Origin of the sequence: Pseudomonas sp. NPDC089401 (genome assembly GCF_044749485.1) — a bacterium.
Classification (GTDB): Bacteria; Pseudomonadota; Gammaproteobacteria; order Pseudomonadales; family Pseudomonadaceae; genus Aquipseudomonas.
Map to the genome: position 1 here is coordinate 30,532 of NZ_JBIVIA010000018.1, position 26,374 is coordinate 56,905.

Genomic DNA, 26,374 nt, shown 5'->3' on the forward strand with positions numbered 1-26,374 from the left:
GCGAACTGACTCTCGTCGGATACCTCGATGCCTCATCGCGCCCCCCCTCATCTGCACCAGCAACTCTCTGCACTGCAACAGCGCGTGGCCGAACTGGAGACGACATTGGCCCACCAGCAGGCGCTGGGCAATGACGTGTACCGTTTCCTCTTCGATACCATGGACGAAGGGTTCTGCATCATCGAGTTCTTCGATGGCCCCCACGGCCCACTGAGCGACTACGTGCACGTCATGGCCAACGCCGCCTATGCCAAGCACGCCGGCATTCCCGACGTGGTTGGCCAGAAGCTGCGCGAGATGGTGCCCGACGAGGCGGACGACTGGGTGGCGCGTTATGGCAGTGTGCTGCGTACCGGGGTGCCGTTGCAGTTCGAGCAGGAACTGGTCGCCACCGGCCATGTGCTGTCGATCACCACGTTTCGCGTGGAGCCGGCGCAGCGTCGCCAGGTCGCGGTGCTGTTCAAGGACGTGACCGAACGGCGCAAGGCCGAGGTTGCATTGCAACGCCTGAACAGCGAGCTCGAGCAGCGGGTCAGCACGGCCCTCGCCGAACGGCGGCTGTTTGCCGAGATGGTCGAGCACAGCATGGTCAATGTGCACGCGATCGACCCACAAATGCGCTGGCTGGCGATCAACCGTCAAGCCAAGGACGACTTTCACGACCTCTATGGCAAGACGCCCGAGATCGGCGACTGCCTGCCATCCCTTATCCGCGATTTCCCCCAGGACTGCCAATTGGTCCTGCCCATGTGGCGACGTGCGCTGGCAGGCGAATGCTTCACCGAGATCGGTGCCTTTGGCACACGCCACTACGAACTGCACTTCAACACCCTGCGCGATCACGACGGCCAGTTACTGGGCGCCTATCTGTTTGCCTATGACATCAGCGAGCGAGTGCGCGAGCAGCAACGCCTGGCCGATGCCGAGCAGGCACTGCGCCAGGCGCAGAAGATGGAGGCCGTGGGCCTGCTCAGCGGTGGCATTGCCCATGACTTCAACAACATGCTGGGCAGCATCCTCAACGCCCAGGAACTGATGCACCAGCGCCTGCTGCAGCAGCGCTATGACAAGCTCGAACCCTTGCTTGAACTGTCCAACAGTTCGGCATTGCGCGCCTCTTCGCTGGTGCACCGGTTGTTGGCGTTCTCGCGCCAGCAGACCCTGCAACCCTGTTCGACCCAGGTGGCCGCACTGGTGCGAGGCATGGAAGACTTGCTGCACCGCACCATCGGCCCTGCCATCAGCCTTCGCTGCCAGTTTGCCAACCTGCTGTGGCCGACGTTCATCGATCCTCCCCAACTGGAAAGCGCGCTGCTCAACCTGTGCATCAACGCCCGTGATGCCCTGCCCGAGGGCGGCACGATCGATATCCACGGCTGCAACGTCTCGCTCGATGGCGAACAGGCGGCGCTACTGGAGCTGCCCGTCGGCGATTATGTCTGCCTGGAGGTCAAGGACAACGGCGCTGGCATGAGCGATGAGGTGGCAGCCCGCGCCTTCGACCCGTTCTTCTCCACCAAGCCCATGGGCCAGGGCACCGGCCTTGGGCTATCGATGGCGTACGGTTTCGTGCGCCAGTCGGGCGGCAACATTCGGCTGCTGTCCGGCCTGGGCCGGGGCACCCAGGTCACGCTTTACCTGCCCCGCCATGACCAGCAACCGGCCGCCCCGGTTCAGCCGTCCAGGCTCCCGGCGCTGGAGCGTGGCGTTCCGACCGGTGAGCGCATCCTGCTGGTCGAGGACCAGGCGGCGTTGCGCCTGGTGGTCGGCGAAGTGCTGGAAGAGTTGGGTTACCAGGTCGACGCGTTCGCAAACGGCCCCGACGCCCTGGCGTACCTTGCGCACAATCCGCGCCCTGCCCTGCTGCTGAGCGACATCGGCCTGCCCGGAGGCCTCAACGGCCGCCAACTGGCCGAGCTGTGCCGCCAGCAGCATCCTGGGCTGAAAGTGCTGTTCATCACCGGTTACGACGAAAGCGCGGCGCTCAGCGATGGGCAGTTGCTGCAGGGTACGCGGGTGCTGACCAAACCGTTCGAGCTGGAGGCGCTGGCCGAGAACGTGCGTCGGCTCCTGGATGATCAACAGCCGTGATGCACCTAGCGCCCACCGCCCAGATCGATGAAGCTGCCCGTGGAATACGAGGCTTTGTCCGAGGCCAGCCAGAGGATGGCTTCGGCCACTTCTTCAGGGCGCCCGCCACGCCCCATCGGCAACCCGGATTCGAGCTTGGCGACGCGCTGCGGGTCGCCGCTCAGGGCATGGAAACCGGTGTGGATGTACCCGGGGCGCACGCCGTTGACGCGCACGCCGTCGCCCGCCACTTCCTTGGCAAGGCCGAGGGTGAAGGTGTCGAGGGCGCCTTTGGAGGCGGCGTAGTCGACGTATTCGTTGGGTGAACCCAGGCGAGCGGCAACCGACGACACGTTGACGATGGCCCCGCCCTGGCCGCCATGGCGGCGGGCCATGCGCAGCAGGGCGTGCTTGGCGCAGAGCATCGGGCCGACGACATTGCTCTTCATCACCTTGAGCAGGCGGAATTCCGACATGTCCTCGACACGGCTCTGCTGGCCGATGGTGCCGGCATTGTTGACCAGCACGGTGACCGGGCCGAGTGCTTCGTCGACGTGCTGGAACAGGCGGATCACCTCGTCCTCGACGCTGGCATCGGCGCGCACGCTGATGGCCTCGGCGCCCAGGGCGCGGACCTGGGCGAGGATCTGCTCGGCGGCCTGGTCGTCGGCGTGGTAGTTGATGCAGATGCGATAGCCCTCGCGGGCGGCCTGCAGTGCGGTGGCGGCGCCGATGCCACGGCTGGCGCCGGTGATGAGGATGACTTTCTGCATGGAACTGTCGATCGGTTGGGATGGGAGGATCGACGATAGGCGATTGGATTGGGTGGGGGCAAGAGGTGTGCGCCCAGGTATTCTTGCGCCTGGGCGGATCGAGCACCGCTAGCGCGGCGCTCGATCTCACAGGCGCCGCACGCCTCAGTGCCCCGCCGAAGCCGGCCCCGCTTTCGCCGTGAACGGCGGCTTGGCCAACCACACCAGCAGAATCAACCCGCCAAACACCCAGGTCATCAAGGTGAAGTAGTCCACCGTCGACATCATGTACGCCTGCGCATTGACGATCTGCTCCAGCTGCGCGTAATTCTGCGAACTCGCCCCGCCCAGTTGCTCCAGGGTATGCCGCGTCGCCGGGTCGAACTGACTGATGTGCTCGCTCAGGTAGGCATGGTGCTGGTCCGCCCGGCGAATCCAGATCCAGGTCGTCAGCGACGCGGCGAAGCTGCCGCCCAGGGTCCGCAGGAAAGTCGCCAGCCCCGAACCATCGGCGATCTGGTGCGGCGGCAGGTCCGACAGCAAAATGCTCAACGTCGGCATGAAGAACAGCGCCACACCGATGCCCATGAACAACTGCACCAGGGCAATGTGCTGGAAGTCCACTTCACTGGTGAACCCCGCCCGCATGAAGCAGCTGGTACCGATCGCCAGGAACGCCAGCCCTGCCAGCACCCGCAGGTCGAAACGGTGCGCGTACTTGCCCACGAACGGCGACATGATCACCGGCAGCAGGCCGATCGGCGCCACCGCCAGCCCCGCCCAGGTCGCGGTGTAGCCCATCTGCGTCTGCAACCACTGCGGCAGGATCAGGTTGATGCCGAAGAACCCCGCATAGCCCCCGACCAGCACGATGGTGCCGACCCGGAAATTGCGGTGCACGAACAAGCGCAGGTTGACCACCGGATGGCGATCGGTCAGCTCCCAGATGATGAAGATCGCCAGGAACACCACCGAGATCAGCGTGCCGACGATGATGAACGACGATTCGAACCAGTCCAGGTCGTTACCCTTGTCGAGCACCACCTGCAACGCACCGACGCCGACGATCAAGGTCAGCAGGCCGATGTAGTCCATCGGCTGGCGGCTGGTCACCACCGGCCGCGTGCGCATCTGCTGGCGCACCACGGCAGCCGCGAACAGGCCGATCGGCACGTTGATGAAGAAGATCCACGGCCAGCTGTAGCTGTCGGTGATCCAGCCACCGAGTATCGGCCCGGCAATCGGCGCCACCACCGTGACCATCGCCAGCAAGGCCAGGGCCATGCCCCGCTTCGCGGGGGGATAGACGGCAATCAGCAAGGTCTGGGTCATCGGGTACAACGGCCCGGCCACCACCCCCTGCAATACCCGGAAGCCGACCAGCTCCGGCATCGACTGGGCGACGCCGCAGAGGAACGAGGCCAGCACGAACAGCAGCGTGGCCCAGATGAACAGCTTCACTTCGCCGAAGCGCCGGCTCAGCCAGCCGGTCAGCGGCAAGGCGATGGCGTTGCTCACCGCGAACGAGGTGATCACCCAGGTGCCCTGCTCGTAGCTCACCCCCAGGTTGCCGGAAATGGTCGGCAGCGCCACGTTGGCGATGGTGGTGTCGAGCACCTGCATGAACGTCGCCAGGGACAGGCCGATGGTGGTCAGCAGCAGGCTCGGCGGGGTGAACTGGGCCGGGGCGTCATTGCTCATCGCTGGGCCGTCTTGCCGGTGGCGCTGTTTTCGTGGATCAGCCGGGCGATCAGGTTGTCCGCCTCGCCCAGCTGGCGGTCATACACCTGGGTGGTGTAGCTGGCCTGCTGTGGCGGCTGCTGGGCCAGGGCCGGGCCGCTCTGGTCGTGCAGGTCGACCTCGACCACGGTGGACAGGCCGATGCGCAGCGGGTGGTCCTTGAGCTGGTCGGGGCTGAGGTGGATACGCACCGGCACGCGCTGGACGATCTTGATCCAGTTGCCGGTGGCATTCTGCGCCGGCAGCAGGGCGAAGGCACTGCCGGTACCGGCGCCGAGGCTGTCGACCGTGCCGCTGTACTTCACTTCGCTGCCGTACAGGTCGGCGCTGACTTCCACCGGCTGGCCGATGCGCATGTCGCGCAGCTGGGTTTCCTTGAAGTTGGCGTCGATCCACACCTCGTCCAGCGGGATCACCGCCATGGTCGCGGTGCCCGGCTGCAGGCGCTGGCCGAGCTGCACGGTGCGCTTGGCCACGTAGCCGGTGACCGGCGCCACCAGGGTGGTGCGGGCGTGGTCGAGGTAGGCCTGGCGCAGGTCGGCGGCGGCGGCCATCACTTCAGGGTGCGAGGACACCACGGTGTCGTCGACCAGCGCGGTGCTGGTGTTGAGCTGCTGGCGCGCGGCGTTGACGGCGGCCTGGGCCACGCTCAGGTCGTCGCGGGCGTGGGAGATTTCCTCGGCGGCGATCGCCCCGCTGTCGGCCAGCACCTTGCGCCGGTTGTAGTTCTGCTGGGCCTTCTGCAGCTCGGCCTGGCGGGTCTGCAACTGGGCCTTGAGCGAGTCGACATTGCTGTACAGCCCGCGCACCTGGCGCACGGTGCGCGCCAGCTTGGCTTCGGCGGCCTGCTGGGCCACCTCGCTGTCGGACGGGTCGAACTGCAGCAGCACCTGGCCGGCGTGCACCAGGTCGCCGTCATCGGCACCGATGCTGGTGACGGTGCCGGTCACCAGCGGGGTGATTTCCACCACGTTGCCATTGACGTAGGCATCGTCGGTGCTCTCGTGCCAGCGCCCGACCAGGCTGTACCAGGCCCAGGTAGCGGCGCCGCCGAGCAGCACCAGCAGCAACAGGCCCAGCAGCCAGGCCTTGCGCTTGCCCGACGGCGGGGCGTCGGCGGAAGGAGTTGAGGTGTCAGTGGGAGTGGCCATGGGAATACCTTGGAAAATGCGTAACAGGGTTCAACGGTCGCCGAAGCGCAGCGCCGTCAGGGGATCGCCGGCACTGAGCAGGACCTTGGCCAGCAGGCCTTCGAGGGCCTTGAGCTCATCTGGCTGGAGCACGCCGACCAGCTCGTTCATCGCCGCCGCGCCGATCTCCGGCAGGCGGTCGGCCAGGCGCTGGCCATCGCCAGTCAACGCCAGGCGTACCAGGCGGCGATCGTCGGCGCAGCGGTTGCGCAGGATCAGGCCCTTCTGCTCGAGGCGGTCGAGCATGCGGGTCATCGAACCGCTGTCCAGGCCCAGGTAGCGGCACAACTCGGCCGGGGTGTCCACCTGGTACTGGGTGACGATGATCAGCACCTTGAACTGCGCGGCGGTGACGCCCTCCGACTCCAGGTGCCAGTCGAGGATGCGGTCCTTGAGGATCGCCGCGCGGCCCAGCAGCATGCCGATGGCACAGGTCTGGAAGTTTTCCGGGGTGAAATGGGACATCAACGGTCTGCTCAGGCAATTGTATGAAAATATTACTGCCTAGGCAGTGAATGTCAAAGCCTTGATTAGCAAGCTAAGTAAATTTCATGCAGGATGCCGGGCGTGACGGGAATACCCGCGAAGCGTTCTCAAACGCTGGAAAACCATGGCCAAAGCGACGAAAAGCGCACATAACTGATAGTCATTCGCCATTACCTCGGTTCTCGGCAGCCCCGCACAGGGGTAGAATGCGCAAAACCCGGAGCCGCAATGAACCACGACCGCCTCAAGCCCAGCCCAGACGATGCCATCACCGACGCCGCCGCGCACTGGTGCATGCGCCTGCACGCCGACGATTGCACTACCCTGGAGCGTGAAGCGTTCGCCCGCTGGCTGGCGGCCGACCCGCGGCATGCCGAGGAATACCAGGCGATGCTGGAAATCTGGCAGACCGCCGACCTGCTGCCACGCACGGCGACGGTGGTCGAGTTCAACCCGCCCGCACGCCATGTACCGCGCAAGCGCAACTGGCGGCCGCTGGCTGGCGCCGCGGCGCTGGCCTTGCTGGCCCTGCCGCTGGCCGGCTGGGTGGGCTGGGAACAAGGCTGGCTGCCCAACCACTACGAGCACTACGCGGCGGGCGACCACACCCGTACCGTGCACCTGAGCGATGGCAGCTCGGTCGAGCTCAACCTCAACACCGAGCTCAGCTACTTCAACTTCAAGGACCAGCGCAAGGTCACCCTCGAACAGGGCGAGGCATTCTTCAAGGTCAGCCACGACAGCAGCCACCCGTTCATCGTGCATGCCGGCCACGGCCAGACCCGCGTCACCGGCACCCAGTTCAACGTCTGGAAGTACCAGGACCAGGTCAAGGTGACCCTGGTGGAAGGCTCGGTGCTGGTCAGCAGCAACGGCAACGAGGGCGGCTACCGCCTCGGCCCGGGCATGCAGGCCAGCTACCGGACCGGCGACTTCGAGCCGCAACTGGCGCAGAGCGACGACTACGACAACAGCCTGGCCTGGCGCAATGGCAAGCTGATCCTCGACAACCTCAGCCTCGAACAGGCCCTGCCGGTGATCAACCGCTACCTCGACGCGCCGTTGCTGCTGGCCGATGCCAGCACCGGGCGCATCCGCATCAGCGGCATCTACAACACCCGCGAGGTCAGGCGCCTGGTGGACAACCTGCCCAAGGTGCTGCCGGTCTACCTGACCCGCAGCAAGGACGGCAGCACCGTGCTCAACAGCATCTCGCCACCGCCCGCCAAGGGCTGACCCTTACAGGCTCATCGCCGCCAGCCAGCCGAACGCCAGCAGCGGCAGGTTGTAGTGGATGAAGGTCGGCACCACGGTGTCCCAGATGTGGTGGTGCTGGCCATCGACGTTCAGCCCCGAGGTCGGCCCCAGGGTCGAGTCCGATGCCGGCGAGCCGGCGTCACCCAGGGCGCCGGCGGTGCCGACGATGCACACGGTGGCCAGCGGGTCGAAGCCCAGTTGCACGCACAGCGGCACGAAGATCGCAGCCAGGATCGGCACGGTCGAGAACGACGAGCCGATGCCCATGGTCACCAGCAACCCCACCAGCAGCATCAGCAAGGCACCGATGCCCTTGCTGTGGTCGATCCACTGCGCTGCCGTCTCGACCAGGCTCTTGACCTCGCCGGTAGCCTTCATCACATCGGCGAAGCCCGAGGCGGCGATCATGATGAAGCCGATCATGGCCATCATCTTCATGCCTTCGGTGAACAGGTCGTCGGTGTCCTTCCAGCGCACGATGCCCGACAGCGAAAAGACCAGGAAGCCGACCATGGCGCCGATGATCATCGAATCCAGCCACAGCTGGATGATGAACGCCGCGGCGATCGCCAGCCCCGCCACCAGCAGGGTCAGCGGGTTGTACTGCACGCTCACCTGCTCCACCTGGGCGATGCGCGCCAGGTCGTAGTCGCGCTTCTTGCGGTAGCTGACGAACACCGCCAGCAACAGGCCGGCGAACATGCCGGCCGCAGGGATGGCCATGGCGTGGGTGACGTTGACCCCGCTCACATCGACCCCGGCACGGGCCACGTTGGCCAGCAGGATCTGGTTGAGGAAGATGTTGCCGAAGCCCACCGGCAGGAAGATGTACGGCGTGATCAGGCCAAAGGTGATCACGCAGGCGATCAGCCGCCGGTCGATGCGCAGGCGGGTCAGCACGTACAGTAGCGGCGGTACCAGCAGCGGGATGAAGGCGATGTGGATCGGCAGCAGGTTCTGCGATGACACCGCCACCACCAGCATCAGGCCGATCAGCAGCCATTTGAGCTTGCCGCCGTTGCCGTGGCCTTGCTGCTCGATCATGGCCAGGGCGCGGTCGGCCAGGGCATGGGCCAGGCCCGACTTGGCGATGGCCACGGCGAAGGCACCGAGCAGTGCGTAGGACAGTGCCACCGTGGCCCCGCCTCCCAGCCCGCCATTGAATGCCTTGAGCGTGCCCTCGATACCCAGCCCCCCGACCAGGCCGCCGACCAGCGCGCCGATGATCAGGGCGATGACCACATGCACGCGGGACAGGCTGAGGATGAGCATGATGCCGACGGCGGCGATCACTGCGTTCATGGTTTGGGGTTCCTCTGGTGGCAGGCAAAAAGGTGCGCACTCTGAAGGACTGGGAGAGAGATGTCAAAAACGCCATGTTGCTGGCTGTTTCACGGGCTTCAAGATTTAAATTGAACGTTTGAATAAAGAAAGAATGTCAGCAGCCGATATGAACCTCCGTAGGAGCGAGCCTTGCTCGCGATGCGCCGCGCAGGCGGCGCCCGGCCCCAAACCCATCCAAACCCTTACTGCCAAAAAAAGGGATTCCCCCCCATGCCTTTGCGACAACTTTCCATCCAGTGGAAGATCACCCTGCTCGCCGGTCTCTGCCTCGCCGGCATCGTCACCCTGCTCGTCGGCCTTTCGCTGTACCGCATGGACCACAGCTCGGACCTGGTCAAGGCAAGCAGCATGCAGATGCTCGGCCAGGCCGCGCAGGCGCGCATCGAGTCGCAAGGTGAAGTGCAGGCGCTGAACATCCGCCGCCAGTTCATGGATGCCTACCAGTACGGCGCAGGCTTCTCCCGCCAGGTGCTGTTCCTGCGCGAACAGGCGGAAAAACGCTTCCTCGATGCCTTCGACCTGCGCGAGGACATGACCCGCCAGGTGCGCGCCGCGTTGCAGGCCAACCCCGACCTGCTGGGCCTGTCGCTGGTATTCGAGCCCAACGCCCTGGACAACAAGGACCACCTGTTCGCCGGCAAGACCGAGCTGGGCAGCAACGAGACCGGGCGTTTCGCCCTGTACTGGTCGCAGCCGCGTGCCGGCCAGCTGACCGCCATGGCCCTGCCCGAGCACGACCTGTCCAACAGCGAAATCGGCCCCAGCGGCCAACCGGCCAACACCTGGTGGGTATGCCCGCGCAGTACCGGCAAAGTCTGCGTGGTGGAGCCCTACTTCTATGACATCGACGGCCAGCGCGTGCTGATGACCAGCATCGTCTTCCCGCTCAAGGTCGACGGCAAGGTCAAGGCCACGCTGTCCATCGACATCAACCTGAACAGCCTGCAGGCCCTTAGCCAGGACGCCAGCCGCAGCCTCTACGAAGGCCGCACCAGTGTCGGCATCCTCAGCCCGGCAGGCCTGCTGGCCGGCTACAGCGCCGACGCCAGCAAGCTGGCCCAGCGCTTCGACCAGGTCGACCCCAAGCAAGGCGCCGAGCTGGTGCGCAAGCTGGCCGACGGCAAGCTGAGCATCCTCCACGACCAGGCACGCCTGAAAGTGCTCGCGGCCTTCCAGCCGATCCCCGACGCCCAGCCGTGGGGCGTGTTGCTGGATGTGCCGGAAAGCGCCCTGACCGGCCCGGCCGAGGCCCTGAAGCAGGAACTGGACGCCCTCAACACCAGCGGCACCCTGCTGGAGCTGGGCCTGGGCCTGGCCGCCGCCATCGCCGGCCTGCTGCTGGTGTGGCTGATGGCCCGCGGCGTGACCCGGCCGATCCTCGGCGTGGCGGCCATGCTCAAGGACATCGCCAGCGGCGAAGGCGACCTGACCCGCCGCCTGACCTACGACAAGCGCGATGAACTCGGCGAGCTGGCCGGCTGGTTCAACCGCTTCCTCGACAAGCTGCAGCCGACCATTGCCGAAGTGAAACGCTCCGTGCAGGCCGCCCGCGGCACCGCCGACCAGTCCTCGGCCATCGCCACTGAAACCAGCGCCGGCATGGAACAGCAGTATCGCCAGGTCGACCAGGTGGCCACCGCCTCCCACGAGATGAGCGCCACCGCCCAGGACGTCGCCCGCAGCGCCGCCCAGGCCGCGCAGGCCGCCCGCGAGGCCGACCAGGCCACCCGCGAAGGCCTGGCGGTGATCGACCGCACCACCGCCAGCATCGACACCCTGGCCGCCAACATGAGCGAAGCCATGGCCGAGGTCGAAGGCTTGGCGCGCAACAGCGAGAAGATCGGTTCGGTGCTGGAGGTGATCCGCTCGATCGCCGAGCAGACCAACCTGCTGGCGCTCAACGCCGCCATCGAGGCCGCCCGTGCCGGTGAAGCCGGCCGCGGCTTTGCCGTGGTTGCCGATGAGGTGCGCAACCTGGCCCAGCGCACCCAGCAATCGGTGGAAGAAACCCGTCAGGTGATCGAAGCCCTGCAGACCGGCACCCGCGACGTGGTCGGCAGCATGGACCACAGCCACCGCCAGGCCCAGAGCGGCGTCGAGCAGGTCGGCCAGGCGGTCACTGCACTGCAGCGTATCGGCCAGGCGGTAGGCGTGATCACCGACATGAACCTGCAGATCGCCTCGGCGGCCGAGGAGCAGAGCGCGGTGGCCGAAGAGATCAACAGCAATGTCGCGACCATCCGTGACGTCACCGAATCGCTGTCGGGCCAGGCCAACGAATCGGCGCGGGTCAGCCAGTCGCTGAACAGCCTGGCCAACCAGCAGCAGGCGCTGATGGACCAGTTCCGGGTCTGATGCGCCTACACGGCTACAACTCGTCCCGGGGGGTGTGGAAGCGCCCACCGCCCAGGATCCGGTCGAGCAGCACCAGCGCCCCATGCACGTCAGGCCGGGCGCCCATGGGCAGGACGTCGGTATCGGGCAGGGTCGCATCCTTGTAGCCGCTGGCCATCACCAACAGGTGCATCTGGTCGCTGTCGAGGTAGATGTGGTGCTGCTGCAAGGCATAGGACTGGATCAGGCACAGCGCGCCGGTGACCATCGGCGTCGCCGAGGAAGTACCCGCATAGCGGTCGGTGTAGTCCCTGTCGGTGCCATCCTTGTCCTGCAGATCGCCATAACCGAGGGTGACCACGCTGTCTCCCCAGGCGTTGAGCATGCGATAGCGATAACCATGGTTGGAGTAATGATGTGGCTTGCCGTCCCATGAGTGGCAGGCCCCGACCAGTATCGTGCCGGCGTCGCCGTGGTCGTCGAAGAAACGCCACTGCGACAGGTCGACACCATAGTTGGCCGTGGTGCCCGCTTGCGTATCGGTCGTGCTGCTGCCATTGGCTGCGGCATTGAGCACGACGGCGCCGCGCTGCGTCAGCGCCTGGCAGACATCCCACCAGGCCCGGTCATGCAAGGACGGCAACACGGTATGCAAGACCCCGGGATTGGCCGTTTGCCGGTTGATACCGACGATATCGCCCGGCGCGACATTGCTCAGCAATTGCTTCAGCGTGGTCGGGTGGCCCACTTGTGTGGCCCGGTTGTCGTAAAGGTAAAGCTCGCAGTCGTGACTGATGCCCGTGACGCCCAGACCATTGCGGGTGGCCAGCATGACACCCAGCGAAGCCGTGCCATGCTCAGGGTCGTCGTTTGGCTGGGCAGTGACGACCTGCAGATTGACCTTGCCCCGAAGCGCCTCATGTTCGGCATGCAGGCCGCCATCGGAAAAGTGAATGCGCGCACCGCGCCCTGTCACCTGCTTCTCCCAGGCCTTGCGGATGTTCAGGCCTTTGCTGAAACCGATGGGTGCATCCAGGTATTTCTGCTGCGGCTCGAAGTCCGGCGTCGGCCGGGCCTGCTCGTTGGCGTGGTTGCCCGCCTTTACCGCTGCCCCGGTGATCAGCGTCGCCAGCAGCGCCGCAGCGCCCACGAGCAGGTTGCCGTTTTCAGGGGGCGGGGCCTGGAAGTGCAGGGTTTCGAGATAGTCCAGCGCGGCCAGGGTTTTCAGCAGTTCGACGAAGCTGGCATTGGACATCGACGGCGGCTGCCTGATGCTGCAGTACTCACGAAGCACTTCGAGCGCTTCGCTGTGACGTTCGTCGCCAACCAGGTAAGGCCGGGGCTCGATCAGGGGCTTCAGGCCTGGCCATTTGCGGGCCAGCAAAGCGTCCGCGCCCGCTTCCAGATGTTGCAGAAACAACGCCAGGCCACCTGGGCGGAACTTGAGCGTGACGGGCGGGTAACGCCGACCTTCTGGCAGCAATGGGAATGCCGGTTGGCCAGCGCCCCAAGGGTCGTCCACGCGGGTGCCTGGCGAATCGGTCAATGCGCGCTTGCGTCGGGGCGCACTGCCATCGAGTGGCAGCGTATCGAGTATCGCGCGGCTCATCTCACGCTCATCGATGTCGATAACCAGCGGTTCCAGGTCGAACACGCCCGCCGCGCCAGTGGGGCGGCCAAGCGCCATCGCCGCGCTGTCCATCAGCACCACCCTGGGCCTGATGCGGTAGGTGCCAGCCACCCGCTCGGCGGTCAGGGTGGCCTGGCAACCCTGATCGCACAGTTTGCCGCTGGCGGCTTTGGAGTAAGTGGAAACGCCATTGAAGGCAACCGCCCGCCCCGGCTCCACACGTTCGAGCTCGTAACGAATACGGTTGACCTTGGGCAGGTCAGGGCCCACGCACCGTACATGAAACAGCCCGTCGAAACGGAAACTGCGGTAATAGATGAATTCCAGTTGCAAGGGCATGGCCAATTTCTCGCGATCGATGAGGCGTTTGTCGGGACCGGGCATTGTTCTGTCCACCGCCTGCCATCAGCAGTACGAAGGGCTTCCTGGCAAGCGGCCAGGAACGTTCGTCTACACTTGCCGCAACCCCAACGAGCGGTCACCTATGAGGCCCCCATGAAGAAAATCCCTGCGCTGCTGGCCGGCCTGCTGCTCACGGCAGGCCTGGCCAGCACCGACAGCGCCGCCTCGGCGGAACGTGCCAACCCCATCCACTTCGGCGACATCACCTGGGAAAGCGGCGCGCTGACCACGCAGATCCTGCGTTTCATCGTCGAGAAGGGCTACGACTACCCCACCGACACCCTCCCCGGCAGCACCGTCAGCATGGAGGTGGCACTGGCGCGCAACGACCTGCAGGTGATCGCCGAAGAATGGGCCGGGCGCAGCCCCGCCTGGGTCAAGGCCGAACAGGCTGGGCAGGTATTCGCCCTGGGTGACACGGTGAAGAATGCCGAGGAAGGCTGGTGGGTACCGGCCTACGTGATCAAGGGCGACCCGACCCGGGGCCTGAAGCCTCTGGCTCCGGACTTGCACAGTGTCGACGACCTCAAGCGCTATCCCGAGGTCTTCAAAGACCCCGAAGCGCCGGAAAAAGGCCGTTTTCTCAACAGCCCCAGTGGCTGGACCTCCGAAACCGTCAACAGCCAGAAACTCAAGGCCTACGGCCTCGATGGCCTGTACACGAACTTCCGCAGCGGCTCCGGTGCGGCACTGGACGCCGAAATCAATTCGGCCATCCGCCGTCACCAGCCAGTACTGTTCTACTACTGGAGCCCGACCCCGCTGATGGGCCGCTACGACCTGGTCAGGCTGCAGGAACCGCCATTCGATGCCGCTGCCTGGGCTACCTTGACCGACGCGAAAAACCCCAGCCCCAAGGGCAGCCAGTCACTGCCGGCGAAGCTGTCGATCGGCGTGTCCAAGGCATTTCGCGACAACCATCCTGAGCTGGTCGCGGTATTCGAGAAAGTCGACCTGCCCATCGACACGCTGAACAAGGCCCTGGCCGAGATGAGCGAGAAGCGCCAGCCGCCAGCCGATGCCGCCAAGGCTTTCCTGCGCGCCAACCCACAGGTGTGGAAGGCCTGGCTGCCTGCCGACGTGGCGGCCAAGGTCGAGGCCAGCCTGTGAGCGCAGGTTTCCCCGACGCCCTGCAACTGTCCTTCGCCGACACCATCAACCGCCTGGTCGACTGGCTGGTGCTGCATTACGGCGACCACCTGCGCAGCGTCTCCGACCAGTTGCTGCAGCTGCTGGTGGGCCTGGAGAACCTGCTGCGCCTGATGCCCTGGTGGCTGCTGCTGGCGCTGGTCGGCCTGCTGGCCTGGCATGCCAGCCGCAGCCTGCTGCGCAGTGCCGTGCTGGTGGCGCTGCTGGCCTTCATCGGTATGCTCGGGCTGTGGGACAAGCTGCTGCAGACCCTGGCCCTGGTGCTGGTCAGCACTGGCCTGTGCGTGCTGATCGGGGTGCCGCTGGGCATTCTTCTGGCCACCCGCCCGCTGGCCCGGCGCCTGCTGATGCCGGTACTCGACGTGATGCAGACGCTGCCGGCCTTCGTCTACCTGATCCCGGTGCTGATGCTGTTCGGCCTGGGCAAGGTGCCGGCCGTGTTCGCCACCCTGATCTACGCCCTGCCGCCGCTGGTAAGGCTGACCGAGCTGGGCCTCAGCCAGATCGACCCGTCCCTGCTGCAGGCCGCCCACGGCCTGGGCGCCGGCCGCTGGCAACGCCTGCGGCGCATCGCCCTGCCGCTGGCGCTGCCCAGCATCATGGCCGGGCTCAACCAGTCGGTGATGATGGCCCTGTCGATGGTGGTGGTGGCATCGATGATCGGTGCCCGAGGGCTGGGCGAGGATGTGCTGGCCGGGATCCAGACGTTGAACGTCGGCCAGGGGGTGGAGGCCGGGCTGGCCATTGTCGCACTGGCCATGGTCATCGACCGCATCAGCCAGGCCTACGGTCAAAAAAACAAATAAAGCATAAGAATATAAGTTCTTATTCTTTTTTTAATCCATTCCGATCCGCTATAACGGTTTCAACTGTGCAGCCGCCAACACCCGGCCAACTGTCCGCAGCGCAACACCTGATCAACAACCAACGCCCACAAGGCAACATCGGTTGCCTTCAATGGAAACGCAACCTGTTGATTCATAAGAAATCTACAACTCGGCACGACGATTGCTCAAGCAAAGTCCCCCGCTCAACCCGAACCGGAGACCTGCCCATGAGCACCCCACTGAACGTCGTCGCCCTGTCCGGCGGCACCAGCCGCCCCTCGCGTACCCTGGCCCTGACCGAGGCCATCCTCGCCGAGCTGGGCCAGCACCTGCACATCAAGCCGCACCTCATCGAACTGGGCGACATCGCCCGGCCGCTGGGGGCTGCCCTGTGGCGCAGCGAACTGCCCGATGCGGTCGAACAACAGCTGCGCCTGGTGGAGAAGGCCGACCTGCTGGTGGTGACCACGCCGGTGTACCGCGGCAGCTTCCCCGGCCACTTCAAGCACCTGTTCGACCTGATCGGCCAGGACGCCCTGGTCGACACCCCGGTGCTGCTGGCTGCCACCGGCGGCAGCGAGCGCCATGCGCTGGTACTCGACCACCAGTTGCGCCCGCTGTTCAGCTTCCTGCAAGCCCTGACCCTGCCGATCGGCGTGTACGCCAGCCAGACCGAACTGGCCGATTACCGGGTCTCCAGCGATGCCCTGAATGCCCGCATCCGCCTGGCCGCCGAGCGTGCCGTGCCGTTGTTCGGCGCCCACCATGCCCTGCGTCAAAGCGCCTGAGGAGCGGCCATGAATGCACCCGTGAACGCCGCCCGCCCGGCCCTGACCGTGGCCCGCGAGCTGGCCGCGCAGTTCGCCCAGAGCGCCGTCGAGCGTGACGAGCGCGGTGGCACGCCGAAGGCCGAGCGCGATGCCCTGCGCGACAGCGGCCTGCTGTCGCTGGTGATTCCCCAGGCCTTCGGTGGCCAGGGCGCCAACTGGCACGACACCTTCGAGGTGGTGCGCGAATTCGCCCGGGTCGACAGCTCGATCGCCCATGTGTTCGGCTTCCACCACCTGATGCTGGCCACCGTGCGCCTGTTCGCCCGCCCCGACCAGTGGCAGCCATGGTTCGAGCAGACCGCGCGCAAGCACTGGTTCTGGGGCAACGCGCTCAACCCACTGGACACCCGCACGCGGGTCAAGCATTTCGACGGCTGGTGCGAATTCTCCGGCAAGAAGAGCTTCTGCTCCGGCGCCAGCGATTCGGAAATGCTCATCGCCTCGGCAGTGGATGAACGCGCCGGCGGCAAGCTGCTGATCGCCGCGATCCCCAGCGGGCGCACCGGCATCACCCTGCGCCACGACTGGAACAACATCGGCCAGCGCCAGACCGACAGCGGCAGCGCCACCTTCGAACGGGTGCGGGTCGAACACAACGAGCTGCTGCTCGACCCCGGCCCGCTGAGCACGCCGTTCGCCGCCCTGCGCCCGCTGATAGCCCAGCTGCACTTCGCCAACCTGTTCCTCGGCATCGCCGAAGGCGCCTTCGAGGAAGCACGCCAGTACAGCCTCAAGGAAAGCCGGCCGTGGTTCCGCTCAAGCGCTGCCAGCAGCGCCGAAGACCCTTACGTGCTGCGCCACTACGGCGAGTTCTGGGTGGGCCTGGAGAGCGTGCGCCTGCTGATCGAGCGCGCCGCCCGCCAGCTCGACAGCGCCTGGGCCAAGGAACAGGCCCTCGGCGCCGAGGAGCGCGGCGACCTGGCCCTGGCCATCGGCACCGCCAAGGTCGCGGCCAGCCGCCACGGCCTGGACATCTGCAACCGCCTGTTCGAGGTCACCGGCGCCCGCGCCACCCATGCCTCGCTGCGCTTCGACCGCCACTGGCGCAACCTGAGGACGCAAACCCTGCACGACCCGGTGGATTACCGTATCCACGAGCTCGGCGAGTGGGCCCTCGGCGGCAAGCGCCCTGCCCCCTCCTTCTATTCCTGAGTACCGCCCATGCAACTGCTGACCCTCCCCCCGTCACCGACACTGGCTACCTCGATCAGGGCGACCGCACAGGTCTTCGAAGACCCCAGATCGCAGGCGCTGCTCGCCCACCTGCAACAGGTCGCCCCCAGCGAGGCCAGCGTCCTGATCATCGGCGAAACCGGCACGGGCAAGGAGCTGGTCGCGCGCCACATCCACAACCTCAGCGGCCGGCGCAACGGCCCGTTCGTCGCGGTGAACTGCGGCGCGTTTTCCGAATCGCTGGTCGAGGCCGAGCTGTTCGGCCACGAGAAAGGCGCCTTCACCGGCGCCCTGGCGGCCAAGGCCGGCTGGTTCGAGGAGGCCAACGGCGGCACGCTGTTCCTCGACGAGATCGGCGACCTGCCGCTGCCGATCCAGGTCAAGCTGCTGCGCGTGCTGCAGGAACGCGAAGTGGTGCGCCTGGGTTCGCGCAAAAGCATCCCGATCAATGTGCGGGTGCTGGCGGCGACCAACGTGCAACTGGAAAAGGCGATCAACGCCGGGCACTTCCGCGAAGACCTGTACTACCGGCTGAACGTGGTGACCCTGCAGCTGCACCCGCTGCGCGACCGGCCCGGGGACATCCTGCCGCTGGCCCGGCACTTCATCCGCAGCTACAGCGAACGCCTGGGCTACGGGCCGGTGGAACTGAGCGCCAAGGCCCAGGCCAAGCTGGTGGAGTACGGCTGGCCGGGCAACATCCGCGAGCTGGAGAACGTCATCCACCACAGCCTGCTGACCTGCGGCGACGGGCTGGTGCAGGCGCAGGACCTGCGGCTGTCCAACCTGCGCCTGGAGCGGCAAGAGGAAGAGCCGGTGAGCCGTGGCGTGGAAGACCTGCTGCAACAGGCATTCAGCCGGCTGTACGAGGAGCAGCCAGGAGACTTGTACGAGAAGGTGGAGAATGCCTTGCTGCGCTCGGCCTACCACTTCTGCCACTACAACCAGGTGCATACCGCGCAGTTGCTGGGGTTGTCGCGCAACGTCACGCGCACACGGCTGATTGCAATCGGCGAGCTGGTGGTGAACAAGCGCAGGGGGCAGGCGCCGCAGGTGCTGGACAACCGGGTGGTGCGGTTGTCCATCTGAGCCCTGTACCTCCCACAGGGATCATCACAAGGCTGAGCGTTGTGCGATCCCTGTGGGAGCGGGTTCACCCGCGAAAGGGCCGGTACAGGCAACACACGAGTCAGCCCGCCAACCGCCGAAACACCAGCCCTGAAGCCCCGCACAACCCCGCACACAGCACCATCACCGTCGCAATATCTCCCACTGAAGTCTCGCTGCGCCCATCCAGCCCGGCCAATACCCCCAGCATCACCCCCGCCAGGCTCACCGCCATGGCCATGCTCAACTGCACCGACATCGCCGACAGCGAACTGGCCGCCGCCGAACGCTCGCCCGGCACATCCTGATAGCTGGCAGCCCCCAAGGTGGAAAACTGTAACGAGCGCACCAGCCCGGCGGCAAACAGCACCACTGCCATCAACCACACCGCCGTATCGCCATCGAAGCTCGCGCACAGGGCGATGCCGAGGCCGCTCAGCGCGGCATTGCAACTGAGCACCCGCCGGTAGCCATAACGGCGCACCAGCGGCACGGCCAGCAGTTTCATCAGCAACGCGCCCACCCCGCCACTGACCACCAGCCACCCCGCTGCCAACGGGCTCATGCCCAGGCAGTTCTGCAGCAGCAACACGATCAGGAACGGCTGCGCCGCCGAGCCCAGGCGGAACAACCCACCGCCGGCCTGGGCCACGCCGAAGCTGCGCAGGCGCAGCAGCGACAGGTCGAGCAGCGGGTTCGGGTGTCGACGCGCATGCGCCAGGTAGCCCAGCGCACACGCGGCACCGCCCACCACCAGCGCCGACGCCCAGGCCCGGGGCAACTGCCCGAGCCCCAGTGACTCCAGGCCGAATACCAGCAGCGCCAGCGCCCCGCCACTGAGCAGCAGCCCACGCACATCCAGCGGCGGTACCGGTCGAGCCGGGTAGTCCGGCACATGGCGCAGGATCAGCCAGCACCCGGCCAGGCAGATCGGCAAGTTGACCAGGAAGATCCAGTGCCATGACAGCACCGTCACCAGGAACCCGCCGAGCAGCGGCCCGATCAATGGCCCGACCAGTGCCGGCAAGGCCAGCCACGACATGGCCTGAAGCAGCTGCTCGCGGCTTGACCAACGCAGGATGATCACCTGCCCCACCGGGGTCATCAGCGCCCCGGCCGCACCCTGCAACATGCGCCCCAGGCACAACTGCCACAGCGTCTCGGCCATTGCGCAAGCCACTGACGCGGCGGTGAACAGGCCCATCGCCAACAGCATCACCTGGCGGGGGCGAAAGCGCTCGGCGGCCCAGCCGCTGACCGGCACGCACAATGCCAGCGCAAGCATGTACGACGACACCACCAGGTTCATGCGCAGCCCCGGCTCGCCGAAGTCGGCGGCCATCTGCGGCAGCGCGGTCATCACCGCCGTGCTGTCGAGCAGTTCCATGAACAGCGCGGCACCGATGATCACCGGCACCCGCGGGCTTTGCACATGGCCGGCGAGCAAGGCCGGCTGGGCGGTCAAAACAGCCCCGAAACAGGTGGGCGGGTGCCCTTGAGCTGCCAGGCACCGACCACCGCCGCCTTCCACTGGCGCGGGTTGTGGTTGGCCACGGTGCGGGCATTGCGCCAGTGGCGGTCGAGGTTGTGCTGGCGGCCGGTAGTCGAGGCGCCACCGACGTCGAACAGGGTTTCGGCGGCCTTGAGCGCCAGTTCGGCGACCAGGTACTGGGTTTGCGCCACTTCGATGGCGGCCTGTTCGACAGCGGTTTCATCCAGCTGCGCGGCCCAGGCCCGGTCAATGCTGGCCGCAGCTTTGAGGACCAGCGCCTCGGCACCATAGGCGCGCGCGGCAATGTCGCCGACCGACAGTTCCACGTAGGGGTCATCCACCGAGCGGCTGGCGCTGCTGTGCTTGATTGGCCGGGCGTGATCGCGGGCAAAGTGCGTGGCGTCGTTCAACGCGTTGCGGGCGATGCCGGCCAGCACGGTGCCGAGGAACAGTTGCAGGAACGGCGTGACCAGGGTGCGCTTGCCCTCTTCCACGGTACGGGTGCGAATCTCGCTGGCCTCGACCCGCACATTGCGCAGGTGGGTGGTGCCACTGGCAGTCAGGCGCTGGCCCATGGCGTCGAAGTCGTCGACCAGCTCCAGGCCCTCGCGGTCGCGCGGCAGGATGAACGACACCGGCTGTTCGTGCTCATCCAGCGCCACGGCGCTGACATAGTCGGCGAACAGGGCGCCGGTACTGTAGAACTTGCTACCGGTGGCACGGAAGTGATCACCTTCGTGCACCAGGCGCGCGGCGATGGCTCCGTTGGCGCCGCCCAGTTCCCAGCCAGCATTGCCGATGACCGCACCTTCGAGATAACGCGCGAACCAGCGCTGGCGTTCCTGCTCCGCGCCCTCGCCCTGCGCGACCAGCAGGCCTTCGACGAAGGCGAAGCCCGGGCGCAGGGCCTGGGCGACGTTGGAGTCGACCGAGGCGATCTGCAGCAGCAGTTCGATCACGTCGCTGACGCTGCCAGCGGGGCCGCCGTATTTTTCTGGAATGCGCACGGTGTAGAGGCCGGCGGCGGCGAGTCGAGCGATGGCTTCGTGGGGCAACTGGCGTTCACGTTCACGTTGTGCGGCGCCTGCGCCGATGGCTGGCAGCAGGGCCGTGATGCGAGCTTTCAGCTCAGCGATGTGGGTGGCGGGTGCCTGGGTTGGGAAACGTTGGAATGTGGTCATGGTTCAGTCCTTTAAGTACATCTCTCGAATGTGAAACGCCGTCCCTGTAGGAGCGGGTTTACCCGCGAAGCAGGCAACGCGGTGCCTGGCACCGGCTACGCCGGTGTTCGCGGGTAAACCCGCTCCCACAATCAGATCGCGATCTTCCACAGCCGGGTTTCGTCGAACAGGTCGAAGGCTTCGTGGGCCAGGTCCAGTGGCGGCACCACCAGTTCCGCGCCGCTGCCGGGCAACCGCGGCACGGCACCCAGCAGCCGCCGGGTGTATTCATGGGCCGGGTGCTCGAACAGCTGCTCGACCGGCGCCTGCTCCACCACCTGGCCATGGCGCATCACCAGCACGTCATCACTGACATGGCGGATCACCCCCAGGTCGTGGGAAATGAACAGATAGGCCAGGCCCAGCTCGTCCTGCAGGTCCGCCAGCAGGTCGAGCACCTGGGCCTGCACCGACACGTCCAGTGCCGACACCGGCTCGTCGCAGATGATCACCCTGGGTTCACTGGCGATCGCCCGGGCAATCGCCACCCGCTGGCGCTGGCCGCCGGACAGCTGCAACGGCCGACGCTGGCCGAGGTCTGCGGGCAAGCGCACCTGGCCGAGCAGCACGGCGATCCGTGCTGGCCGGGCCGCCGCGTCGACACCCGCCACCTGCAAGGCGTCATCGAGAATCTGCGCCACGCTCCAGCGCGGGTCGAACGAGCCCAGCGGGTCCTGGTAGATCACGCTGATCTCCCGGCGCAACGGCCGCCGCGCGGCTTCGCTCACGGCGTTGGCCGGGCGGTTCCACGGCTGGCCGCGGTACAGCACCTCACCCTGGTCAGGTTGCAGCAAGCCAAGGACGATCCGCGCCACGGTGGTCTTGCCCGAGCCGGACTCACCGACGATGCCCAGGGTGCGCCCGGCGCGCAGGCTGAAGTCGACGCCCTGCACCACCTGCCGCACCAGGCCATCAGGGCCGAGGTAACGCTTGCCCAGGCCACGGCCTTCGAGCAGCACATCGCTGTGCGAGCGCGCACGGGGCTCACGGCGCACACCCGCGCGCTCCGGCGACAGGCGGCTGCCACGCGGATGCTCGGCCGGCACCGCCGCCAGCAGGGCCTGGGTGTAGGGATGACGTGGCTGGCGCAGCACCTGCTGCATCGGCCCCTGCTCCACCACCTCGCCATGGCGCAGCACCACCACCTCGTCGGCCAGTTGCGCGACCACGGCCAGGTCGTGGCTGATGATCAGCAACGAGGCGCCGCGGGCCTTGATCTGCCGGAACACGTCGAGGATCTGCGCCTGGACCGTGGCGTCCAGCGCCGTGGTCGGCTCGTCGGCGATCACCAGCGCAGGGTCCAGGGCCAGGGCACTGGCGATCAGCGCACGCTGGCGCAGGCCACCGGACAACTGCCCCGGCCGTTGCCGGGCGCGCAGTTCGACGTCCGGTACACCGACGCGCTCCAGCAGCTCATGCACCCGTGCGGCGCGGCTTTGCCGGTCGCCGTAGCGATGGGTCTGCAGCACTTCGAGAATTTCCTTGCCCACCGGCCGCAGTGGGTCGAGCGACACCAGTGCATCCTGCAACACGAAGCCGATGTGCTTGCCGCGCACTTCACGCCACTGCCGCTCGCCAAGACCGAGCAGGTCCTGGCCGGCAAAACGCAGCTGGCGTGCGCTCACCTCGGCCTTGGCACCGGCGAGCCCGACCAGGCTGCGGGCACTGACGCTCTTGCCCGAGCCAGACTCGCCCACCAGCGCCACGCAACGGCCTGGCTGCAGGGTGAAGGACAGGTCGCGGACCACGCTGCGGCCTTCGAAGGCCACGCTCAGGCCCTCGACGATCAAGGTCTTGTCGCTCATGGCAGGCGCCCCTCCAGGCGTTGTTGGATATAGCGGCCAGTCACCGTGGTGGCCAGGGTGGTGAGGACGATGAAAAGGCCCGGGAAGAAGGTCAGCCACCACGCATTGGCGATGAAGTCACGGCCCATGGACAACATGGTCCCCCACTCCGGCGCCGGTGGCCGCGCGCCGAGCCCCAGGAAGCTCAGCGCCGAGGCCCAGACGATGGCCTGGCCGACGCCCATGGTCAGCGTCACCACCAAGGGCCGCATGGCATTGGGCAGCAGCTGGCGCAGGACGATGCGCGAGGTCGGGTGCCCCAGCGCTCGCGCCGCTTCGATGTAGCCGGCGTTGCGCACCGCCAGCACCTGGCCGCGCACCATCCGCGCATAGCCCGGCGCGCCGCCCAGGCCGGTGGCGACGATCAACGGGCCGACGCCGCTGCCGAACACGGCCACGAACAGCAATGCCAGCACCAGGCTGGGGAAGGCGAACAGCACTTCCAGCAGCCAGCCCACCGCACGGTCCGCACGGGCGCCGCCCAGGCCGCCGAGCAGGCCGAGGGTGATGGCGATGGCCATGGAAATGGCAGTGGCGGCCACGCCGATCAGCAGGCTTTGCCGTGCGCCGTGGATGATCCGTGCGAAGATGTCCCGGCCCGACTGGTCGGTGCCCAGCCAGTGCGCCCAGCTGGGCGGCTGGAAGGCCTCGCGCGGGACGATGGCCAGCGGGTCGATGCGGGTGAACAGCCCGGGCAGCAACGCGGCCAGTACCAGGGCGAAAAGGAACAGCAGCGCCAGGCCGGCGCCCAACGGCGGCAGATTCAACTGCCGCTGCCGGCGCAATGGCCTGAGGGTGTGATCGAGGGTCAGGTCAGTCATGCGGCAGCCTCCTGTTGCCGGGGGTCGATCCACTGGTACAGCAGGTCGACGAGAATGTTCGCCAGCACATAGCCAGCCGCCACCACCAGGCTGATGCCGATCACCAGGGGCATGTCCTGGGCCTGCACCGCCTGGTACAGCTGACGGCCGACGCCCTTGCGCGAGAAGATCACCTCGCACACCACCGCGCCGCTGATCAGCGCGCCGATGGCCCAGCCCGACAGCGAAACGCCGGGCAACAAGGCGTGGCGCAGGGCATGGCGGAAGCGCACGGCCAGGTCGCTGAGCCCACGGGTACGCGCGGTGAGCACGAAGGGTTGATCGAGGGTCAGTTCCAGCGATTCGCGGGTGACCTGGGCAATGAACCCGGCCAACGGAATCGCCAACGAGAACGCCGGCAGCACCAGGCTGGCGAAACTGTCGCTGCCGGCCGGTGGGAACCAGCGCAGGCCGAAGGCGAACACCGCCAGCAGCACCACGCCCAGCCAGAAGTGCGGCAACGCCGCGCTGAGGGTTTCCGCCAGCGAGGCGATGCCACCGACCAACCGGCCTCGGCCGGCCGTGACCACCGTCAACAACAGCACCAGCAACCAGGCCAGCAGCAGCGCTGCAACGGTCAGTTCCAGCGTCGCCCCGCCCTGCTCGACCAGCACGCGGGTGACCGGCAGGTGCTGCGAGTAGGACATGCCCAGGTCACCCTGCAGCAGGCGCCCGAGGTAGAACAGGTATTGCACCGCCAGGGGCTGGTCGAGGCCGTATTCGATGCGGGTGGCTTCGATCACTTCCGGCGTCGGGTTGGCGCTGGGGCCGCCGAGAATCGCCAGTACCGGGTCGCCCGGCATCAGGCGCAGGGCGAAGAAGGTCAGGGTCGCCACCGCCCACAGCACCAGCACACCGCCGCCCAGGCGGATTGCGGCGCGGCGGCCCAGGGCGGCCAGGCGTTCGCGGCGCGGGTCGCTTGTCGCAAGTGTCGTCGTGGTCATTTGTTCACCCATGCGTCATAGAGGTAGGTCACCGCCAGCGAAGGCTCCAGGCGCACGCCGTGGGCGGTCTTGTAGAGGCCCAGGCGCGTGCTTTGCGGGTAGGTGGTGAGTTGCAGGAACTGCGCGGCGGCCTGCTGTTGCGCCTTGAGATAAAGCTGGCGACGTAGCGCCGGCTCCTGGGTCGCCAGGGCGCTGTCGAGCAAGGCGTCGAAGCCTGGGTCGGCGTAGCCGGAGGAGTTCTGGTGATAGCCGCCGACCCCGGCCGGTTGCACGAAGGCGGTGGTGAAGATGATGCGCAGCACGTCGGGGGTGTTGGTGTTCCAGTAGCCAGTGCGGATGTCGTAGTCCCAGGCGGCCTGGCGTGCGGTGACCTGGGCGTCGCTCATCTGGTCGAGCACCAGCTCCAGGCCCACCTGGCGGGTGGTGGCCTGCACCTGTTCCCACAGGGTCAGCTCCGACGGCGGCGTGCGCGCGCCGATCAACACCACGGCGCGCAGGCGCTGGCCGTGCTTGGTGCGGTAACCCTCGCTGTCGCGGCCGGTCCAACCGGCTTCATCCAGCAGCTTGGTGGCGCGCGCCGGGTCGTAGTCCTGGCTGTGCTCGAAGTCGCCGCTGTAGAACGGCGTGGCAATGCTCAGCGGGCCGCCGGCGCGGGGGAACTCGCCGAAGTACACGCTCTTGAGCGCGCCCTCGACATCGGCGCTGCGCACGAAGGCCTCACGCACGCGGATGTCGTCGAACGGCGCCCGGCGCAGGTTGAAGGTGCCATTGGTGGGGTTGCCGGGGCGCTGGGCGATGATCAGGTCGACGTCCGGGTTGCGCCGCGCCGCCTCGTGGGACTCGGGCGGCACGGCTTCGATCACGTCGACCTCGCCGGCCTGCAATGAGGCAAAGCGTACCGACGGCTCCTGGATGAACCTCCAGACGATGCGCTCCAGGTACGCCGGCCCCTGGTGTTGCGCGGTGGGGGGCGCCCAGTTGTAGTCCGGGTTGCGCACCAGCTCCACCTGGCTCTGGCGGTCCCAGCGCACCACCTTGAACGGCCCGCTGCCGACCGGGCTTTCGCAGTTCTGCTCACGGCTGCGCAGCAGCGCGGTGGGCGACTGGATGCCGAGAAAGCCCTGGGCCAGCACTTCGAGGAAGGCCGCGTAAGGCGTGGCCAGGGTGACCTCGGCAGTGTAAGGGTCGATGATTCTGGTGCCGCGGTACTGGCGGATGTAGCCACCGGCAGTGCTGGACTGGGTCTTGGGATGGGTGATGTGGTCGAGGTTGGCCTTGACCGCCTCGGCGTTGAACGGCGTGCCATCGGTGAAGTGCACGTCGCGGCGCAGGTGGAAGGTGTAGCGCAGGCCGTCCGGCGAGACTTCCCAGCTTGTCGCCAGCCAGGGGCCAATCTGGCCTTTGCTGTCCATCGACACCAGCGAGTCGAGGTATTGCTGGCCGACGAACACCTGAGGCATGTCGCCGGCCACGTGCGGGTCGAGGCAGGTGGGCTCGCGGTCGGTGGCGTAGACCAGAGTGCCGCCTGTTTGCGGCGTGTTGCCTTGCGCGGCGGGCTGCTCGGCTTTTTCGCAGCCGAGCAGGGCCAGTGCGGCGCAGAGCGGGATCAGGGGGAGAATGGGTGTGTTCAAGGGCGCTCCTGCGGGGACTGGGCTTCGGGAGGCCTGTTGCAGGAGTTGTGCCGGGTTCAACGGGTTGATTTTGTTGGGGTTTGGCGGGGGGC

General features: G+C 66.8%; 20 protein-coding genes. 8 read left to right on the top strand and 12 right to left on the bottom strand.

Annotation, left to right across the window (positions count from 1 at the left end; genetic code table 11):
* Positions 1 to 27: 27 nt before the first annotated feature.
* Complete coding sequence (locus ACIP21_RS27200; RefSeq protein WP_400694484.1) at positions 28 to 2,091, top strand: PAS domain-containing protein; 2,064 nt, start codon at positions 28 to 30, stop codon at positions 2,089 to 2,091.
* A gap of 5 nt (positions 2,092 to 2,096) precedes the next feature.
* Here ACIP21_RS27200 and ACIP21_RS27205 read toward each other — a convergent pair whose 3' ends face one another.
* The 4 genes from ACIP21_RS27205 to ACIP21_RS27220 all read right to left on the bottom strand — a co-directional run bounded on the left by ACIP21_RS27205 (position 2,097) and on the right by ACIP21_RS27220 (position 6,217).
* Entirely contained in the window at positions 2,097 to 2,843 is a 747-nt protein-coding gene (locus tag ACIP21_RS27205) for an SDR family oxidoreductase (RefSeq protein WP_400694486.1), read from the bottom strand.
* Between the two features lie 144 nt (positions 2,844 to 2,987).
* Positions 2,988 to 4,523 carry a DHA2 family efflux MFS transporter permease subunit gene (locus ACIP21_RS27210; protein ID WP_400694488.1) on the bottom strand — a complete coding sequence of 512 codons (1,536 nt, stop codon included), beginning with the start codon at positions 4,521 to 4,523 and terminating at the stop codon, positions 2,988 to 2,990.
* Positions 4,520 to 5,713 (bottom strand): HlyD family efflux transporter periplasmic adaptor subunit, encoded by a 1,194-nt coding sequence (locus tag ACIP21_RS27215; protein WP_400694490.1) that lies wholly within the window; start codon positions 5,711 to 5,713, stop codon positions 4,520 to 4,522. The genes ACIP21_RS27210 and ACIP21_RS27215 overlap by 4 nt, the downstream gene beginning before the upstream one ends.
* Positions 5,714 to 5,743: 30 nt before the next feature.
* Positions 5,744 to 6,217, bottom strand: coding sequence for a MarR family winged helix-turn-helix transcriptional regulator (locus ACIP21_RS27220; protein ID WP_400694492.1), 474 nt, complete (start codon positions 6,215 to 6,217; stop codon positions 5,744 to 5,746).
* Between the two features lie 249 nt (positions 6,218 to 6,466).
* Between ACIP21_RS27220 and ACIP21_RS27225 the strand changes: the two genes are divergently transcribed.
* Positions 6,467 to 7,474 (top strand): FecR family protein, encoded by a 1,008-nt coding sequence (locus tag ACIP21_RS27225; RefSeq protein ID WP_400694494.1) that lies wholly within the window; start codon positions 6,467 to 6,469, stop codon positions 7,472 to 7,474.
* Positions 7,475 to 7,477: 3 nt separating this feature from the next.
* Here the strand turns inward: ACIP21_RS27225 and ACIP21_RS27230 are convergent, their stop codons facing one another.
* Positions 7,478 to 8,797, bottom strand: a complete 1,320-nt coding sequence (locus tag ACIP21_RS27230) for a Na+/H+ antiporter family protein (protein WP_400694496.1) — start codon at positions 8,795 to 8,797, stop codon at positions 7,478 to 7,480.
* 252 nt (positions 8,798 to 9,049) lie between these two features.
* Here ACIP21_RS27230 and ACIP21_RS27235 point away from each other — a divergent pair, with 252 nt between their 5' ends.
* The gene (locus ACIP21_RS27235) at positions 9,050 to 11,194 is read left to right on the top strand and encodes a methyl-accepting chemotaxis protein (RefSeq protein WP_400694498.1); all 2,145 of its coding nucleotides are present in this window, start codon (positions 9,050 to 9,052) and stop codon (positions 11,192 to 11,194) included.
* A 13-nt stretch (positions 11,195 to 11,207) separates the two neighbouring features.
* Here the strand turns inward: ACIP21_RS27235 and ACIP21_RS27240 are convergent, their stop codons facing one another.
* Positions 11,208 to 13,187 (bottom strand): S8 family serine peptidase, encoded by a 1,980-nt coding sequence (locus tag ACIP21_RS27240; RefSeq protein ID WP_400694499.1) that lies wholly within the window; start codon positions 13,185 to 13,187, stop codon positions 11,208 to 11,210.
* 111 nt (positions 13,188 to 13,298) lie between these two features.
* On the opposite strand from ACIP21_RS27240, the gene ACIP21_RS27245 reads away from it, so the two are divergent.
* The 5 genes from ACIP21_RS27245 to sfnR all read left to right on the top strand — a co-directional run bounded on the left by ACIP21_RS27245 (position 13,299) and on the right by sfnR (position 18,273).
* The gene (locus ACIP21_RS27245; RefSeq protein ID WP_400694501.1) at positions 13,299 to 14,315 is read left to right on the top strand and encodes an ABC transporter substrate-binding protein; all 1,017 of its coding nucleotides are present in this window, start codon (positions 13,299 to 13,301) and stop codon (positions 14,313 to 14,315) included.
* Complete coding sequence (locus ACIP21_RS27250; protein ID WP_400694503.1) at positions 14,312 to 15,160, top strand: ABC transporter permease; 849 nt, start codon at positions 14,312 to 14,314, stop codon at positions 15,158 to 15,160. Before ACIP21_RS27245 ends, ACIP21_RS27250 begins: the two co-directional genes overlap by 4 nt.
* A gap of 248 nt (positions 15,161 to 15,408) precedes the next feature.
* Positions 15,409 to 15,969: an FMN reductase gene (gene msuE, locus ACIP21_RS27255; protein ID WP_400694505.1), complete on the top strand. Its 561-nt coding sequence runs from the start codon at positions 15,409 to 15,411 to the stop codon at positions 15,967 to 15,969.
* Positions 15,970 to 15,978: 9 nt separating this feature from the next.
* The gene (locus tag ACIP21_RS27260; protein WP_400694506.1) at positions 15,979 to 17,163 is read left to right on the top strand and encodes an acyl-CoA dehydrogenase family protein; all 1,185 of its coding nucleotides are present in this window, start codon (positions 15,979 to 15,981) and stop codon (positions 17,161 to 17,163) included.
* Positions 17,164 to 17,172: 9 nt separating this feature from the next.
* Positions 17,173 to 18,273 (top strand): sigma54-dependent transcriptional activator SfnR, encoded by a 1,101-nt coding sequence (gene sfnR, locus ACIP21_RS27265; protein ID WP_400694507.1) that lies wholly within the window; start codon positions 17,173 to 17,175, stop codon positions 18,271 to 18,273.
* A 100-nt stretch (positions 18,274 to 18,373) separates the two neighbouring features.
* On the opposite strand, the gene ACIP21_RS27270 is transcribed toward sfnR, so the two are convergent.
* From ACIP21_RS27270 to ACIP21_RS27295, 6 genes are all read right to left on the bottom strand, one after another.
* Complete coding sequence (locus tag ACIP21_RS27270; RefSeq protein ID WP_400694509.1) at positions 18,374 to 19,756, bottom strand: MFS transporter; 1,383 nt, start codon at positions 19,754 to 19,756, stop codon at positions 18,374 to 18,376.
* The gene (locus ACIP21_RS27275) at positions 19,753 to 20,964 is read right to left on the bottom strand and encodes an acyl-CoA dehydrogenase family protein (protein ID WP_400694510.1); all 1,212 of its coding nucleotides are present in this window, start codon (positions 20,962 to 20,964) and stop codon (positions 19,753 to 19,755) included. Before ACIP21_RS27275 ends, ACIP21_RS27270 begins: the two co-directional genes overlap by 4 nt.
* 131 nt (positions 20,965 to 21,095) lie before the next feature.
* Positions 21,096 to 22,808: a dipeptide ABC transporter ATP-binding protein gene (locus ACIP21_RS27280; protein WP_400694512.1), complete on the bottom strand. Its 1,713-nt coding sequence runs from the start codon at positions 22,806 to 22,808 to the stop codon at positions 21,096 to 21,098.
* Complete coding sequence (locus ACIP21_RS27285) at positions 22,805 to 23,668, bottom strand: ABC transporter permease (RefSeq protein WP_400694514.1); 864 nt, start codon at positions 23,666 to 23,668, stop codon at positions 22,805 to 22,807. The genes ACIP21_RS27280 and ACIP21_RS27285 overlap by 4 nt, the downstream gene beginning before the upstream one ends.
* Positions 23,665 to 24,651, bottom strand: coding sequence for an ABC transporter permease (locus tag ACIP21_RS27290; RefSeq protein WP_400694516.1), 987 nt, complete (start codon positions 24,649 to 24,651; stop codon positions 23,665 to 23,667). The genes ACIP21_RS27285 and ACIP21_RS27290 overlap by 4 nt, the downstream gene beginning before the upstream one ends.
* Positions 24,648 to 26,282 carry an ABC transporter substrate-binding protein gene (locus ACIP21_RS27295; RefSeq protein ID WP_400694518.1) on the bottom strand — a complete coding sequence of 545 codons (1,635 nt, stop codon included), beginning with the start codon at positions 26,280 to 26,282 and terminating at the stop codon, positions 24,648 to 24,650. Before ACIP21_RS27295 ends, ACIP21_RS27290 begins: the two co-directional genes overlap by 4 nt.
* Positions 26,283 to 26,374: the final 92 nt, after the last annotated feature.

Excerpts from the sequence above, each read along its gene's own strand:
- ACIP21_RS27200 (WP_400694484.1), top strand. The coding sequence starts at position 28 with ATGCCTCATCGCGCCCCCCCTCATCTGCACCAGCAACTCTCTGCACTG.
- ACIP21_RS27205 (WP_400694486.1), bottom strand. The coding sequence starts at position 2,843 with ATGCAGAAAGTCATCCTCATCACCGGCGCCAGCCGTGGCATCGGCGCC.
- ACIP21_RS27210 (WP_400694488.1), bottom strand. The coding sequence starts at position 4,523 with ATGAGCAATGACGCCCCGGCCCAGTTCACCCCGCCGAGCCTGCTGCTG.
- ACIP21_RS27215 (WP_400694490.1), bottom strand. The coding sequence starts at position 5,713 with ATGGCCACTCCCACTGACACCTCAACTCCTTCCGCCGACGCCCCGCCG.
- ACIP21_RS27220 (WP_400694492.1), bottom strand. The coding sequence starts at position 6,217 with ATGTCCCATTTCACCCCGGAAAACTTCCAGACCTGTGCCATCGGCATG.
- ACIP21_RS27225 (WP_400694494.1), top strand. The coding sequence starts at position 6,467 with ATGAACCACGACCGCCTCAAGCCCAGCCCAGACGATGCCATCACCGAC.
- ACIP21_RS27230 (WP_400694496.1), bottom strand. The coding sequence starts at position 8,797 with ATGAACGCAGTGATCGCCGCCGTCGGCATCATGCTCATCCTCAGCCTG.
- ACIP21_RS27235 (WP_400694498.1), top strand. The coding sequence starts at position 9,050 with ATGCCTTTGCGACAACTTTCCATCCAGTGGAAGATCACCCTGCTCGCC.
- ACIP21_RS27240 (WP_400694499.1), bottom strand. The coding sequence starts at position 13,187 with ATGCCCGGTCCCGACAAACGCCTCATCGATCGCGAGAAATTGGCCATG.
- ACIP21_RS27245 (WP_400694501.1), top strand. The coding sequence starts at position 13,299 with ATGAAGAAAATCCCTGCGCTGCTGGCCGGCCTGCTGCTCACGGCAGGC.
- msuE (WP_400694505.1), top strand. The coding sequence starts at position 15,409 with ATGAGCACCCCACTGAACGTCGTCGCCCTGTCCGGCGGCACCAGCCGC.
- ACIP21_RS27260 (WP_400694506.1), top strand. The coding sequence starts at position 15,979 with ATGAATGCACCCGTGAACGCCGCCCGCCCGGCCCTGACCGTGGCCCGC.
- sfnR (WP_400694507.1), top strand. The coding sequence starts at position 17,173 with ATGCAACTGCTGACCCTCCCCCCGTCACCGACACTGGCTACCTCGATC.
- ACIP21_RS27275 (WP_400694510.1), bottom strand. The coding sequence starts at position 20,964 with ATGACCACATTCCAACGTTTCCCAACCCAGGCACCCGCCACCCACATC.
- ACIP21_RS27280 (WP_400694512.1), bottom strand. The coding sequence starts at position 22,808 with ATGAGCGACAAGACCTTGATCGTCGAGGGCCTGAGCGTGGCCTTCGAA.
- ACIP21_RS27285 (WP_400694514.1), bottom strand. The coding sequence starts at position 23,668 with ATGACTGACCTGACCCTCGATCACACCCTCAGGCCATTGCGCCGGCAG.
- ACIP21_RS27290 (WP_400694516.1), bottom strand. The coding sequence starts at position 24,651 with ATGACCACGACGACACTTGCGACAAGCGACCCGCGCCGCGAACGCCTG.